This window comes from Halopseudomonas sp. MFKK-1, assembly GCF_027474385.1.
Classification (GTDB): domain Bacteria; phylum Pseudomonadota; class Gammaproteobacteria; order Pseudomonadales; family Pseudomonadaceae; genus Halopseudomonas; species Halopseudomonas aestusnigri.
On record NZ_CP114836.1, the window covers coordinates 2,288,969 to 2,301,218 of the forward strand.

Consider the following 12,250-nt stretch of genomic DNA (forward strand, 5'->3'; position numbering starts at 1 on the left):
CGCTGCCCTGCACATCGCGCGGTGGTATGCTGGCCGGGTTTTCCAAGCGGGGTAGGGTGTCATGTCGCAGGTCAAGAACGAAAGCGAGCTGTTGCGCAGTGGTGATGTATCAGCGTTCAGTCGCTGGGATCTGCCGAGCTTTGACGCCGAGCCGCATCATATTCCACTTGAGCGAGCGGCTGAGGCTGCGGCCAAGCCGGAAGCCGAAGCAGAAGCGGCGGCCGATCCGCAGGAGCTGGACGTGGAAGCGGTCAAGCCTTTCACCGTGGAGGAGCTTGAGCAGATCCGCGAGGAAGCCTACAACGAAGGCTTTGCCACCGGAGAAAAGGACGGCTTTCATTCCGGTCAGCTCAAGGCGCAGCAGGAAGCCAAGACTGTGCTGGCCAAGCGCACTGCCGAGCTGGACGCCCTGATGGCCCAGTTGATGGCGCCGCTCAAGCAGCAGGACGAGCAGATCGAAGACATGCTGCTGATGCTGCTGGAGCAGATGCTGCGCGCCGTGCTGCAGCGGGAAATGCAAGTCGATCGGGCGCAGGTGGTCAACGTCCTGCGTTCGGCGCTCAAGGCGCTGCCGGTGGGTGCCGAGAATATCCGGATTTACCTCAGCCCCCTCGATTTCGAAAGCATCAAGGCCCTGCGTGAGCGCCACGATGAGAGCTGGCGTCTGCTTGAGGACGATCAGTTGATGCCCGGCGGCTGCCGTATTGAAACCGAGCACAGCCAGGTTGACGCTACGCTGGAAACCCGTCTGCAGCAATTGATCGCGCAGCTGTACGAGCAGCGCCGCGAGCAACGTGCGCATCCTCCCGCCGCCGATTTGCCGATTTCCGAGCGTGGTGCGGATCCGCAATGAGCAAGCCCCAGCGCATCAGTTTCGCCCGACGGCTGTCGGGGTATCAGCAGGCGCTGCACTTGCCGGCGCAGCCGGTGGTCGAGGGCCGCCTGATCCGTATGGTGGGTCTGACCCTTGAAGCCGAGGGCTGCAAGGCGCCGGTCGGCAGCCGCTGTCTGGTCATCAGCGACACGCTGCAGGGCGAGAGTCAGATCGAAGCCGAGGTCATGGGCTTTGCCGGCAGCAAAATTTACCTGATGCCGGTTGATCGTCTCGAGGGGCTGCAGCCAGGGGCTCGGGTGGTACCTTCAGCCGGTGGCGGCAAGCTGCCGATGGGGTTTGCCATGCTGGGCCGGGTAGTGGATGGCATTGGTCGTCCGCTGGACGGCAAGGGTAACTTCAAGGCCGAAGACTGGGTGGATATCAACGGCCCGACGATCAATCCGCTCAAGCGCCACCCCATTGAAGAAACGCTGGATGTCGGCATTCGCTCCATTAACAGCTTGCTGACGGTCGGCCGTGGCCAGCGTCTCGGCCTGTTTGCCGGCAGCGGTGTCGGCAAGAGTATGCTGCTGGGCATGATGACGCGCTTCACCGATGCCGATATCACCATTGTCGGGCTGGTTGGCGAGCGGGGCCGGGAGGTCAAGGAGTTCATTGAACAAATCCTCGGCGAGGAGGGCATGGCGCGCTCGGTGGTGGTTGCCTCTCCTGCCGATGACGCCCCCTTGATGCGGTTGCGCGCTGCAATGTATTGCACCCGCATCGCTGAATACTTTCGTGATCAGGGCAAGAACGTGCTGTTGCTGATGGACTCCCTGACCCGCTTTGCCCAGGCCCAGCGCGAGATTGCATTGGCCATTGGCGAGCCGCCGGCGACCAAGGGTTATCCGCCTTCGGTGTTTGCCAAGCTGCCACAGCTGGTTGAGCGCGCCGGCAATGCCGAGCAGGGCGGTGGGTCAATTACCGCGTTCTACACGGTGCTGTCCGAGGGGGATGACCAGCAGGATCCGATTGCCGACGCCTCGCGGGCGATTCTCGATGGGCACGTGGTGCTGTCCCGTCGCCTGGCCGAAGAGGGGCATTATCCGGCCATTGATATCGAAGCTTCGATCAGTCGCGCCATGCCGCAGATTGTCCCGCAGGCGTATTTGCAGAAGGCGCAGCTGTTCAAACAGCTCTATGCCCGTTATCAGCAAAGTCGGGATCTGATCAGTGTGGGTGCCTATGCCGCAGGCTCGGACCCGTTGACGGACAAGGCAATGGAAAAGATGCCTTCGATGCAGGGCTTTCTGCGTCAGGGGTTGCACGAGAGCGTGTCGCTGACCGACAGTCAGACCGGCCTGGAACAGATTCTGGGCAATGAGTGAAGCGCGTATTCGCCGGCTTGCGCCGGTACTGGATATGGCGCTGGACGAGGAGCGCAAGGCAGCCAAGGTGCTTGGACAATGCCAGAAGCAGTTCGAAGAGGCTGAGGTTCGTTTGCGTGATCTGGAATACTACTGCTCGGAATACGCCAAGGGTTGGAGCCAGCGGGGCTCCCAGGGCGTTGGTCGCGACTGGTTGATGAACTACCAGCGCTTCATGGCGCAGATGGAGGTGGCGATTGATCAGCAGCGGCAGACCGTACGCTGGCATGGCGAGAGTATCGACCGTGCGCGAGAGCACTGGCGCCAGCGCTATCAGCGGCTCGAAGCGTTGCGCAAGCTGATCGAAAAGTATCGGCAAGAGGCGCAGGCCAGAGCAGACAGGCAGGAGCAGAAGCTGCTCGACGAGCTATCCCAGCGCGCCCACTCGCAGCGCACAAATAATTCCTGACAGTAGCCGGACCCTGTGCTAAAACAAATTCTGAGTTGGCGTTTGCCAGCGTAGGACCTGACAGGGAGAAAACATGTCGATTCAGGCGTCAATGTCCACCGATAGCCAGGTTTTGACCATCAGCGTAAACGGGCGTTTTGACTTCAGTGCCCATCAGGATTTTCGCAACGCCTATGAACGTGGCGGCTTGACACCCAGGCAGTATGTCGTTGACCTGCAGGATACCGACTATATCGATAGCTCGGCGCTGGGCATGCTGCTGCTGTTGCGTGATCATGCTGGTGGCGACAGCGCCGATGTGCGTATCGTTCACTGTAACCCGGATGTACGCAAGGTTCTGAGTATCTCCAACTTCGAACAGCTGTTCAGCATCGAATAATCATGTCCAGTACCGGCGCTGACGGCATAGACCCGGATCAGGGTGCCCGGCCGTTGATGGTGCTGGTGGCTGATGACAACCCTGCCGACCGCATGATCCTTCGGCGCCTGGTCGAACGCCTTGGGCACCAGGTCCATGAGGCAGAGCATGGGCAACAGGCCGTCGAGCTGTTCGCCTTGCATTCCCCCGATATTGTGCTGCTTGATGCGCTGATGCCCACCATGGACGGCTTTGAAGCAGCCCGCAGTATCAAGCTTCATGCGGGTGAGGATCTGGTGCCGATCATTTTTCTCACCAGCCTGACGGAGACGGGTGCGCTGGTGAAGTGTCTCGAAGCCGGCGGTGACGACTTTTTGACCAAGCCCTATAACCCGGTGATCCTGGAAGCCAAGATACGCGCGTTCCGACGCATGCGTGAAATGCATCAGACCCTGCAAAGCCAGCGCGATGTCATCGCCGGGCAGCATGCCGGGCTGCTGCGGGATCAGCAGCTTGCCAAAATCGTGTTTGACCGGGTGGCGCACGCTGGTGCACTGAATGACAGCTGCCTGCGTTACCTGCAATCGGCCTACGCGATGTTCAATGGCGATATTTTGCTGGCGGCGCACCGACCGTCCGGTGAGCTGCACCTGCTTCTGGGCGACTTTACCGGCCACGGGCTCTCTGCCGCGATCGGGGCGATGCCACTGGCTGAAGTGTTTTATGCCATGACCGCCAAGGGGTTTGCGCTGCGGGATATTCTGCTTGAGCTTAATTGCAAGCTTGGCCGCATCCTGCCGGTGGGGATCTTCTGCTGCGCAGTACTGATCGAGCTGAACGCCGCCAAGGGGCTGGTGGAAGTCTGGAACGGCGGTCTGCCTGAGGTGCTGATTCTCGGCCGCGATGGCGCGTTGCTGCAGCGGGTGCCGTCCTCCAATTTACCGCTTGGGGTGGCCAATCGTGAGCGCTTCAATCCCGAGCCGACGGTGATGGCAATGCAACCGGGCGAGCGTTTGCTGTGCTGGACCGATGGCATCATTGAATGCCGCAATGCTGCGGGCGAACAGTTTGGCGAGCATGGGGTGCTGCAGGCGGTCGCTGCGCATGCCGGTCGGCCGGATGAGGTGTTTGACGGATTGCTTGACGCTCTGGCGCATTTCCACGGCAGTGCAGAGGACGATATCAGTCTGTTACAGGTTGTCATGCCAGAGCGTGAGCTGGCGCAGGCGGTATTGCCCGCGGCCATGGGGGCGACAGCCCAGACAGGGCAAGACTGGCAGCTGAGCTACACCTTTCGCGCGGCAGCCATTCGCGAGCAGAACCCGTTACCATTTCTGATGCAGACGCTGATGTCGGTACAGGGGCTGCGCAGCCGCGCCGGGAGTCTGTTCACGGTGCTCAGCGAGCTCTACAGCAATGCTCTCGAACACGGCCTGTTGCGACTGGAGTCAGCCTGGAAGCAGGACTCCGACGGCTTTGCGTTCTACTATCAGGAGCGCGGTGCCCGTCTGCAGAGGCTGGACAATGGCTGGATTCGCTTCTGGCTGGACCACCAGCCTGTTGCCGGGGGGGGTTGTCTGACCATCGAGTGCGAGGACAGTGGCGCCGGTTTCGCGTCGCCTGGTGCCTCGGCTGACTATGCCGGGCGCGGGCTGGCGCTGATCAGCGCGTTGGCCGATGAGGTCAGCTTCAGCGCGCAGTGCAGCCGGGTCAGGGTGGTCTTCCACTGGTCGCTTGGGCATACTGATCCGCACTGAGAATTGAACATACCCCCATCGAAAAGGAATACAGCGCGATGGCAGATCGCAAGCCGGACATGGATGTGACTGTGCAGCAGGGCCTGCGGGAGTTGATGCAGGATGACTACCCGCTGTTGCTGGAGACGTTTCTGGCCGATGCCGGCAAGCGTTTGCGTCAATTGCACGACGCCCTGGCTCAGGGTGACATGAATGCCTACCGTCAGGCAGCGCACAGCTTCAAGGGCAGCGCCGGCAACATGGGAGCCCTGGCGCTGGAACAGGCCTGTCTGGACGCCGAAGCCGCTGGTGTAGCGGGGGATCAGCAGGTCGCAGCCAGCGTGCTGATCGAGATTGAGCAGGCGTTTGACCGCCTGCAACCGTTGCTCGCGTAGTCTTTACTTCCCACGTTTTCAATATTGGCCCGCAGTTTGCAGATACTCTCCTGACATATTGGCCAAGCCTTTTCAGGTGGAGATGACATCATGCCGGTCGGGCAGAATCTGATGGCGCTTTTCAGCGCCGACTTTTCCCGTGACACAGTCTCCGGTATTGCTTCCGGTCGCAGCAAGGCAGGCGATTCCGGGGCAGTGGCGGCGTTTTCGGCGATTCTTGCCGAGCAGACGCCAGAGGATCTGGATGCCCTGATGCAGCAGCTTGCTCAGGCGACCGGCGCGGACCAGGCGGCGCTGCCGCTGCCTGCCCTTGTTGCCGCAGACGGCAAGGATTTGCCGGAAAGCATGCAGAGCTGGTTTCAGCAGTTGGCGCAGCTGGTGGGCGCCGCCGACGCTGCCTCTGCAGAGGATGTGGCTACGGACGATGGACTGGCTGGGGATGACTCCGACAGCATCCTGGCGGGAATCAGTGAACAATGGCAGCAGTGGCTCGCACGTCTGCCGAGTCAGGAAGCATCCGCTGGTACTGAAGCTGGCGACGGGGCTTTGACGCCTGGCGTCAATCCTGCTGCCGCTGCGCTTGTCGCTGTTGAGGCAGCGGCGCAGGCTGCTCCTGCTGAGGATGAGGCGGGTGACCCGCTGCTTGCGGGCGCAGGACGCGGCCCGTCCGGAGTCGATCTGGCTGCGCAGCTGCGCGCGCTGCTGCGGGGTGACGCTCAGGCCGGCGCGTCCGCCGATGCGTCTGCCCGCGAGGCGGCAACCCGGGCGGCGGAGGGCACCACAGCTCAGGCTGAGGCCGGCAATCGTCAGGTGCTCTCCGACACCCAGCAGCAGCGTGTGCTGCAGGGGGTGGGCGGTGAACAGCCGGCCTCTGTCGGCAAGCTTATCGAGCAGCTTGAGTCACGCCTCGCGGCGCGCGCTGGCGGCCTGGATGCTGAATCAGCTGATGCCGGCAAGAGCGCCGCGGCGGCGCAATTGCATGCCAATGGGCAGTCTGCGCTGACCGCTCGACCGGTCACTGGCGTGGCTCAGACCCTGGGTGTACCCATGGGGCAGGCCGGCTGGAGCGAGGCGGTGGTCAACAAGGTGATGTGGATGTCCAGCCAGAATGTGAAGTCGGTTGAGATTCAGCTCGATCCGGCTGAGCTCGGGCCGCTGGAAATCCGGATTCAAACCCGTGGACAGGAGCACCAGGTGCAGTTTGTCAGTCAGCATGCAGGCGTGCGCGATGCGCTGGAAGGGCAGATGCATCGACTGCGTGAAATGTTTACCCAGCAGGGGGCATCGCTGGTCGACGTCAACGTATCCGATGGCTCGGCGGATGGACGTCAGTCCCAGAGCGCTTTCGCCGGTCTGGCGGATCAGGGCGGCAGCAGTGGCCGCGGCAGTCATGGCGCTGCTGCGTCCCATGGTAATGAAGACATGCCAGTCGATGATCCTGTCGCTACACTGCAGACCCGACTGGCGGCCGCGCGGCTGGTTGACTACTACGCCTGATACACCCGCTCAGGGTTATCTGACATCGAGGTAGCTTCGGCTGCCTCGGTTCTGTCGCCCGGCCCGCACCGGGCAGCAAAGACATTTTTCCTTCAAGTCAGTATCCTATGACCTTTGCTGGCGCGTCGGTATTGCTGCAGTGCGCTGGAGCGCACAGTTGGCCTGATACTGGCACGCTGGATGCATGCATCTACATGAACCGTGGCTGAAAGGCCTAATTGACGGAATATTGGCATGGCAAAGCAATCGGAATCTGTCGAAGACGACGTGCAGGAAAAGCCGGCAAAGAGCCGCAAGAAACTCTTCATACTGATCGGTATCGGGCTGCTTGCTCTGCTGATCTCGGCGGGCGGCGTTGCCTTCTTTCTGCTCGGTGGCGAGGATGCCCCCGAGCAAGAGGTGCCGGCAGAGCCGGTACAACAGGAGGCCATTTATCAGCCGCTGGATCCGGCCTTTGTCGTCAACTATGCAGTGTCCGGTCGCCAGCGCTACATGCAGGTCAGTGTGGTGCTGATGAGTCGTGATGCCGCCGGCATGGCCAAGCTCAACCAGCACCTGCCGCTGATTCGCAATCAGCTGGTAATGCTGTTTGGCAGTGAGGATTTCGAGTCGCTGATGACTCCTGAAGGCAAGCAGGCGCTGCGCGACAAGGCGACCCTGGCCGTCAAGGCGTTGCTTGAAAAGGAAGTAGGTAACCCGGTCATCGAATCGGTGCTGTTTACCAACATGGTTCTTCAATAGGACACATCTATGGCCGTACAGGATCTGCTGTCCCAGGATGAGATCGACGCCCTTCTGCATGGTGTGGATGATGGCGCCATTGATACCGATCTCGACAGTGACCCCGGTTCGATCAAGAGTTATGACCTGACCAGCCAGGATCGTATCGTACGTGGGCGTATGCCGACGCTGGAAATGATCAACGAGCGTTTCGCCCGCTACACCCGTATCAGCATGTTCAACCTGATGCGTCGCTCCGCTGACGTGGCCGTTGGCGGCGTGCAGGTGATGAAGTTTGGCGAGTACGTCCACACCCTGTATGTGCCGACCAGTCTCAATCTGGTGAAGATGAAGCCGCTGCGTGGCACGGCCCTGTTCATCCTGGACGCCAAGCTGGTGTTCAAGCTGGTCGACAATTTCTTTGGTGGCGATGGTCGTCACGCCAAGATCGAAGGGCGTGAATTTACGCCGACCGAGCTGCGCGTCGTGCGCATGGTGCTGGACCAGGCGTTTGTGGATCTCAAGGAGGCCTGGCAGGCGGTTCACGATGTCACCTTTGAATACGTCAACTCCGAGGTAAACCCGGCACTGGCCAACATTGTCAGTCCGAGCGAGGTGGTGGTGGTCTCAACCTTCCATATCGAGCTCGATGGCGGCGGTGGCGATCTGCATGTCACCATGCCCTATTCGATGATCGAGCCCCTGCGCGAGGTTCTGGACTCGGGCGTTCAGTCTGATGTGGACGAGCATGACGAGCGCTGGGTGCGTGCCCTGCGAGAAGAGATCACCGGTGTGAAGGTGCCGCTGAACGCGACCGTGGTCAAAACCGAGCTCAAGTTGCGTGATCTGCTGAGCATGCAGGCAGGTGATGTGATCCCGGTGGAGATGCCCGACTATATGGTGCTCTGTGCCAACGGCGTGCCCACCTTCAAGAGCAAGCTGGGGTCGGTCAAGGGCAACCTGGCGCTGCAGATTCTTGGGCCGGTCACGCGACCGCGCTGACCGACCACCACAATCAATAACAGGGGACAGCGAGATGGCTGACGACAACAAACCCGATGAAATCAGCCCGGAAGAGCAGGCTCTGGCGGATGAGTGGGCGGCGGCGCTGGATGAGGCCGGTAACGCCAATCAGGACGACATTGATGCGATGCTGGCTCAGACCGGTTCGCAGCCACGCATGCCGATGGAAGAGTTCGATGCCCCGGCACGCACCAGTCGCTCCGCCGAGGACATGGACCCCGGCGACAGCCCGAACCTGGACGTCATCCTTGATATTCCGGTTACCATCTCGATGGAGGTCGGCAATACCGAGATCACCATTCGCAACCTGTTGCAGCTGAACCAGGGCTCGGTGGTGGAGCTGGATCGGCTGGCCGGGGAGCCGCTGGACGTCAAGGTCAACGGTACGCTGATTGCACATGGAGAGGTGGTGGTGGTGAACGAAAAGTTCGGCATCCGTCTGACCGACGTGATCAGCCCCTCCGAACGCATCAAGAAGCTGCGTTGATGCGCACGTTGATCGCGACGCTTTTGGCGTCTGCGCCGTTGCAGGTGCTGGCGCAAGGGACTGAGCCTGCAGCCGTCGCGGCAGTCGGTAATGTCGGCGGCGGATCACTGGCCTTGCAGCTTGGCCAGTTGGCCCTGGGGCTGGGGTTTGTGGTTGGCCTGATTGTGCTGCTGGGGTGGCTGCTGCGTCGAGTCGGCCCGCTCGCAGCCCAGGGTGGCCAGCATATCCGTCTGGTCAGCAGCCTGCCGCTCGGGCCTCGCGATCGTTTGCTTCTGGTCGATGTGGGGGGGACGCAGATGCTGCTCGGGGCTTCCCCAGGTCGTATCAATACATTGCATGTGTTTGACCATCCTATAGCGGATCTTCAGGCCGATGTCGCAGCCAATGGCGATTTTGCTCGCAAGCTGCAGGCGCTGCTGAAAAGAGAGGGGCAATCGTGATGCGCTGGCTGGGACTTTTCCTGATCCTGCTTGCGCCGTCGGTTCTGGCCCAGTCGGCTGCAGATCCGCTGACCATGCCGGCGATCACCTTGAGTACCGACAGCGAGGGGCAGCAGACCTATTCGGTCAGTCTGCAGATTCTGCTGCTGATGTCGGCGCTGACCTTTATTCCCGCCTTTGTCATGATGATGACCAGCTTCACCCGGATCATCATCGTGTTCGCTATCTTGCGTCAGGCGCTGGGCTTGCAGCAGACGCCGTCCAGTCAGGTATTGATCGGTCTGGCGCTGTTTCTGACCCTGTTTATCATGGCGCCGGTGTTCAGCAAGATTAACGAATCGGCCCTTCAACCCTATCTCAATGAGCAGATGCAGCCGCAGCAGGCGCTGGAAGCGGCCAGCCTTCCACTGCGTGAGTTCATGCTGGCGCAGACCCGTGAGACGGATCTGGAGCTGTTTGTACGTCTGGCCAAGCGTACCGATCTGACCGGGCCGGACGAGGTGCCATTTCATATTCTGGTGCCGGCGTTCGTGACGTCCGAGTTGAAAACCGCCTTTCAGATCGGCTTCATGATTTTCATCCCCTTTCTTGTCATCGACCTGGTGGTGGCCAGCGTGCTGATGGCCATGGGTATGATGATGTTGTCGCCATTGATCATATCGTTGCCGTTCAAGATCATGCTGTTCGTACTGGTTGACGGCTGGGCGCTGATTATCGGTACCCTGGCCGCCAGTTTCGCGGTTCCCTAGGAGGCCTGCAGATGAGTCCGGAAGTGGCGGTTGGTCTGTTCAGTCAGGCGTTGTGGCTGACCTCGGTGGTGGTCGCCATTGTGGTTCTGCCCAGTCTGGTCATTGGTTTGATCGTCGCCATGTTTCAGGCTGCGACCCAGATCAACGAGCAGACGCTCAGTTTTCTGCCGCGTCTGCTGGTCACCTTTATTACGTTGATCTGGCTTGGCCCCTGGCTGGCTACCCAGATGGTCGAATTTACCGACACGCTGTATCGCCAGATTCCCGGATTGATCGGCTGATGATCGAGTTGTCCAGCGCCGAGCTCAGTCGCTGGGTGGCAAGCTACCTGTGGGTGCTGTTTCGCATAGCCTCCCTGTTGATGACCATGCCGGTACTTGGCACCCAGCTGCTGCCTGTGCGCGTGCGTCTGTATTTCGCATTGGCTCTGACCTTGCTGATTGCGCCGCAGGTGGGTGAGGTGCCGTTGCTGGACGCGCTGTCCCTGAGTACCTGGATAGTGATTGGCGAACAGATCCTGATCGGCGCGGCAATGGGCTTCTCGTTGCAATTGCTGTTTCAGGTCCACGTGTTGGCGGGGCAGATTATTGCAATGCAGATGGGCCTCGGTTTCGCCTCCATGAATGATCCGTCGACCGGCATTTCCGTTGCTGTGGTGGCGCAGGTGTTTACCATGCTGGTCACGCTGCTGTTTCTGGCGATGAACGGCCATCTGGTGGTGCTGGAAGTGCTGGCCGAGAGTTTCACTACTCTGCCAATCGGAGAGAGTCTCGGGCGTATGGACTTTCAGGCCCTGGTGCTGCGCTTTTCCTGGGTGATGGCCGCGGCCATTCTGATCGGTATGCCGGCCATTACCGCGCTGCTGATCGTCAATATCTCATTTGGCGTCATGATGCGCGCGGCACCGCAGCTGAATATCTTCTCGATCGGTTTTCCGCTGACGCTGGTTTTCGGCCTGTTCATCATGTGGGTCATGATGGGTAACGTACTGGGGCAGTATCAGGAGCTGGCGTCGGATGCGCTGATCTGGCTTCGCGGTTTGGTGAGGGCGAGCTGATGGCAGAGTCCGACAGCGGTCAGGAACGCACAGAGGAACCCACGAGCAAGCGACTCAAGGAGTCGCGTGACAAAGGGCAGGTTGCGCGCTCGCGCGAGCTCAATACGCTCGCCGTCGTGATGGTCGCAGCGGTTGGCTTGCTGATGCTGGGCCCGGCAATGGCGCAGAAGATGATGGACCTTATGGTCTTCAATTTCTCGCTGGAGCGTGAAGCGCTCTATGGTACCGATGCCATGGGGTTGCATCTGTTTGCCTCCTTGCGCGAGGGTCTGGAGATCCTCGGGCCGCTGTTTGGCCTGTTGCTGATTGCATCCATTGTCGGCCCGATCATGCTCGGGGGCTGGCTGTTCAGCATCAGCTCGCTGGCGCCGAAGTTCGAGCGCATGGACCCGTTGGCGGGTCTCAAACGGATGTTTTCGATCAAGGCGCTGGTGGAGCTACTCAAGGCGCTGGCGAAGTTTCTGGTGGTACTGGGTGTGGCGCTGGTGGTGCTGCAGGTGCGCACCGAGGACTTGCTCAGCATGGCCAAGGAACCGCTGCCGGCCGCCATCATTCACAGCGCCTGGGTGCTCGGCTGGTCGCTGCTGATTCTGTCCTGTTCGCTGATTTTGATCGCAGCGGTGGATGCGCCTTTCCAGCTGTGGGATCACAAGCAGAAACTGCGTATGACCAAGCAGGAAATCAAGGATGAGTACAAGGATTCCGAAGGCAAGCCCGAGGTGAAATCGCGGATCCGTCAGTTGCAGCGGGAAATGGCCGAACGGCGGATGATGAGCAAGGTGCCGCAGGCAGACGTCGTCATTACCAACCCGACCCATTTTGCGGTTGCCTTGAAGTATGATCCATTGTCTTCTGGTGCGCCTGTGGTACTCGCCAAGGGGGCTGATTTTATCGCCCAGCGTATTCGCGAGGTAGCTAACGAGAACCAGATCATCATCCTCGAGTCGCCGCCGCTGGCGCGAGCAGTTTATTACAGCACCGAGATCGACCACGAGATTCCATCCGGGCTGTATCTGGCTGTGGCGCAGGTGCTGGCATACGTATTCCAGTTGCGCCAGTATCGGGCGGGGCAGGGTAAGCGGCCGGGGCCGATGCCGGACCCGACCATCCCGGATGATCTCAAGCGTTGAGGCTTAAG

The 12,250-nt window shown here is 60.5% G+C and carries 15 protein-coding genes; all 15 read left to right on the forward strand.

What is annotated here, in order from left to right:
• The first annotated feature begins 61 nt into the window (after window positions 1-61).
• The 15 genes from fliH to flhB all read left to right on the forward strand — a co-directional run bounded on the left by fliH (window position 62) and on the right by flhB (window position 12,242).
• On the forward strand, window positions 62-853 hold the full coding sequence (gene fliH / locus O5O48_RS10710; RefSeq protein ID WP_269686984.1) for a flagellar assembly protein FliH: 792 nt from the start codon (window positions 62-64) through the stop codon (window positions 851-853).
• Window positions 850-2,202, forward strand: a complete 1,353-nt coding sequence (fliI, locus tag O5O48_RS10715) for a flagellar protein export ATPase FliI (protein WP_228247222.1) — start codon at window positions 850-852, stop codon at window positions 2,200-2,202. Before fliH ends, fliI begins: the two co-directional genes overlap by 4 nt.
• The gene (gene fliJ, locus O5O48_RS10720) at window positions 2,195-2,650 is read left to right on the forward strand and encodes a flagellar export protein FliJ (protein WP_088273567.1); all 456 of its coding nucleotides are present in this window, start codon (window positions 2,195-2,197) and stop codon (window positions 2,648-2,650) included. Before fliI ends, fliJ begins: the two co-directional genes overlap by 8 nt.
• Before the next feature lie 73 nt (window positions 2,651-2,723).
• Window positions 2,724-3,029: an STAS domain-containing protein gene (locus tag O5O48_RS10725; protein WP_088273568.1), complete on the forward strand. Its 306-nt coding sequence runs from the start codon at window positions 2,724-2,726 to the stop codon at window positions 3,027-3,029.
• Between the two features lie 2 nt (window positions 3,030-3,031).
• Window positions 3,032-4,765, forward strand: coding sequence for an ATP-binding SpoIIE family protein phosphatase (locus O5O48_RS10730; RefSeq protein ID WP_269686985.1), 1,734 nt, complete (start codon window positions 3,032-3,034; stop codon window positions 4,763-4,765).
• A gap of 38 nt (window positions 4,766-4,803) precedes the next feature.
• Window positions 4,804-5,139, forward strand: a complete 336-nt coding sequence (locus O5O48_RS10735; RefSeq protein WP_228247224.1) for an Hpt domain-containing protein — start codon at window positions 4,804-4,806, stop codon at window positions 5,137-5,139.
• A 90-nt stretch (window positions 5,140-5,229) separates the two neighbouring features.
• Window positions 5,230-6,636: a flagellar hook-length control protein FliK gene (locus tag O5O48_RS10740; protein ID WP_269686986.1), complete on the forward strand. Its 1,407-nt coding sequence runs from the start codon at window positions 5,230-5,232 to the stop codon at window positions 6,634-6,636.
• 234 nt (window positions 6,637-6,870) lie between these two features.
• Window positions 6,871-7,377 (forward strand): flagellar basal body-associated FliL family protein, encoded by a 507-nt coding sequence (locus tag O5O48_RS10745; RefSeq protein WP_233048254.1) that lies wholly within the window; start codon window positions 6,871-6,873, stop codon window positions 7,375-7,377.
• A gap of 9 nt (window positions 7,378-7,386) precedes the next feature.
• Entirely contained in the window at window positions 7,387-8,358 is a 972-nt protein-coding gene (gene fliM, locus O5O48_RS10750; RefSeq protein ID WP_088273571.1) for a flagellar motor switch protein FliM, read from the forward strand.
• Between the two features lie 34 nt (window positions 8,359-8,392).
• Window positions 8,393-8,866: a flagellar motor switch protein FliN gene (fliN, locus tag O5O48_RS10755; protein ID WP_269686987.1), complete on the forward strand. Its 474-nt coding sequence runs from the start codon at window positions 8,393-8,395 to the stop codon at window positions 8,864-8,866.
• A complete protein-coding gene (gene fliO, locus O5O48_RS10760) occupies window positions 8,866-9,306 on the forward strand; it encodes a flagellar biosynthetic protein FliO (RefSeq protein ID WP_269686988.1) in 441 nt (146 codons plus the stop codon). Before fliN ends, fliO begins: the two co-directional genes overlap by 1 nt.
• Complete coding sequence (fliP, locus tag O5O48_RS10765; RefSeq protein WP_172409631.1) at window positions 9,306-10,055, forward strand: flagellar type III secretion system pore protein FliP; 750 nt, start codon at window positions 9,306-9,308, stop codon at window positions 10,053-10,055. Before fliO ends, fliP begins: the two co-directional genes overlap by 1 nt.
• A gap of 11 nt (window positions 10,056-10,066) precedes the next feature.
• Window positions 10,067-10,336, forward strand: coding sequence for a flagellar biosynthesis protein FliQ (fliQ, locus tag O5O48_RS10770; protein WP_088273575.1), 270 nt, complete (start codon window positions 10,067-10,069; stop codon window positions 10,334-10,336).
• Entirely contained in the window at window positions 10,336-11,112 is a 777-nt protein-coding gene (gene fliR, locus O5O48_RS10775; RefSeq protein ID WP_269686989.1) for a flagellar biosynthetic protein FliR, read from the forward strand. Before fliQ ends, fliR begins: the two co-directional genes overlap by 1 nt.
• Window positions 11,112-12,242 (forward strand): flagellar biosynthesis protein FlhB, encoded by a 1,131-nt coding sequence (flhB, locus tag O5O48_RS10780; protein ID WP_269686990.1) that lies wholly within the window; start codon window positions 11,112-11,114, stop codon window positions 12,240-12,242. The genes fliR and flhB overlap by 1 nt, the downstream gene beginning before the upstream one ends.
• Window positions 12,243-12,250: the final 8 nt, after the last annotated feature.

Coding starts and splice junctions, on each gene's coding strand:
- O5O48_RS10735 (WP_228247224.1), top strand. CDS start 4,804: ATGGCAGATCGCAAGCCGGACATGGATGTGACTGTGCAGCAGGGCCTG.
- O5O48_RS10740 (WP_269686986.1), top strand. CDS start 5,230: ATGCCGGTCGGGCAGAATCTGATGGCGCTTTTCAGCGCCGACTTTTCC.
- fliI (WP_228247222.1), top strand. CDS start 850: ATGAGCAAGCCCCAGCGCATCAGTTTCGCCCGACGGCTGTCGGGGTAT.
- O5O48_RS10745 (WP_233048254.1), top strand. CDS start 6,871: ATGGCAAAGCAATCGGAATCTGTCGAAGACGACGTGCAGGAAAAGCCG.
- fliM (WP_088273571.1), top strand. CDS start 7,387: ATGGCCGTACAGGATCTGCTGTCCCAGGATGAGATCGACGCCCTTCTG.
- fliO (WP_269686988.1), top strand. CDS start 8,866: ATGCGCACGTTGATCGCGACGCTTTTGGCGTCTGCGCCGTTGCAGGTG.
- fliP (WP_172409631.1), top strand. CDS start 9,306: ATGCGCTGGCTGGGACTTTTCCTGATCCTGCTTGCGCCGTCGGTTCTG.
- fliQ (WP_088273575.1), top strand. CDS start 10,067: ATGAGTCCGGAAGTGGCGGTTGGTCTGTTCAGTCAGGCGTTGTGGCTG.
- fliJ (WP_088273567.1), top strand. CDS start 2,195: ATGAGTGAAGCGCGTATTCGCCGGCTTGCGCCGGTACTGGATATGGCG.
- fliH (WP_269686984.1), top strand. CDS start 62: ATGTCGCAGGTCAAGAACGAAAGCGAGCTGTTGCGCAGTGGTGATGTA.
- flhB (WP_269686990.1), top strand. CDS start 11,112: ATGGCAGAGTCCGACAGCGGTCAGGAACGCACAGAGGAACCCACGAGC.
- fliR (WP_269686989.1), top strand. CDS start 10,336: ATGATCGAGTTGTCCAGCGCCGAGCTCAGTCGCTGGGTGGCAAGCTAC.
- O5O48_RS10725 (WP_088273568.1), top strand. CDS start 2,724: ATGTCGATTCAGGCGTCAATGTCCACCGATAGCCAGGTTTTGACCATC.
- O5O48_RS10730 (WP_269686985.1), top strand. CDS start 3,032: ATGTCCAGTACCGGCGCTGACGGCATAGACCCGGATCAGGGTGCCCGG.
- fliN (WP_269686987.1), top strand. CDS start 8,393: ATGGCTGACGACAACAAACCCGATGAAATCAGCCCGGAAGAGCAGGCT.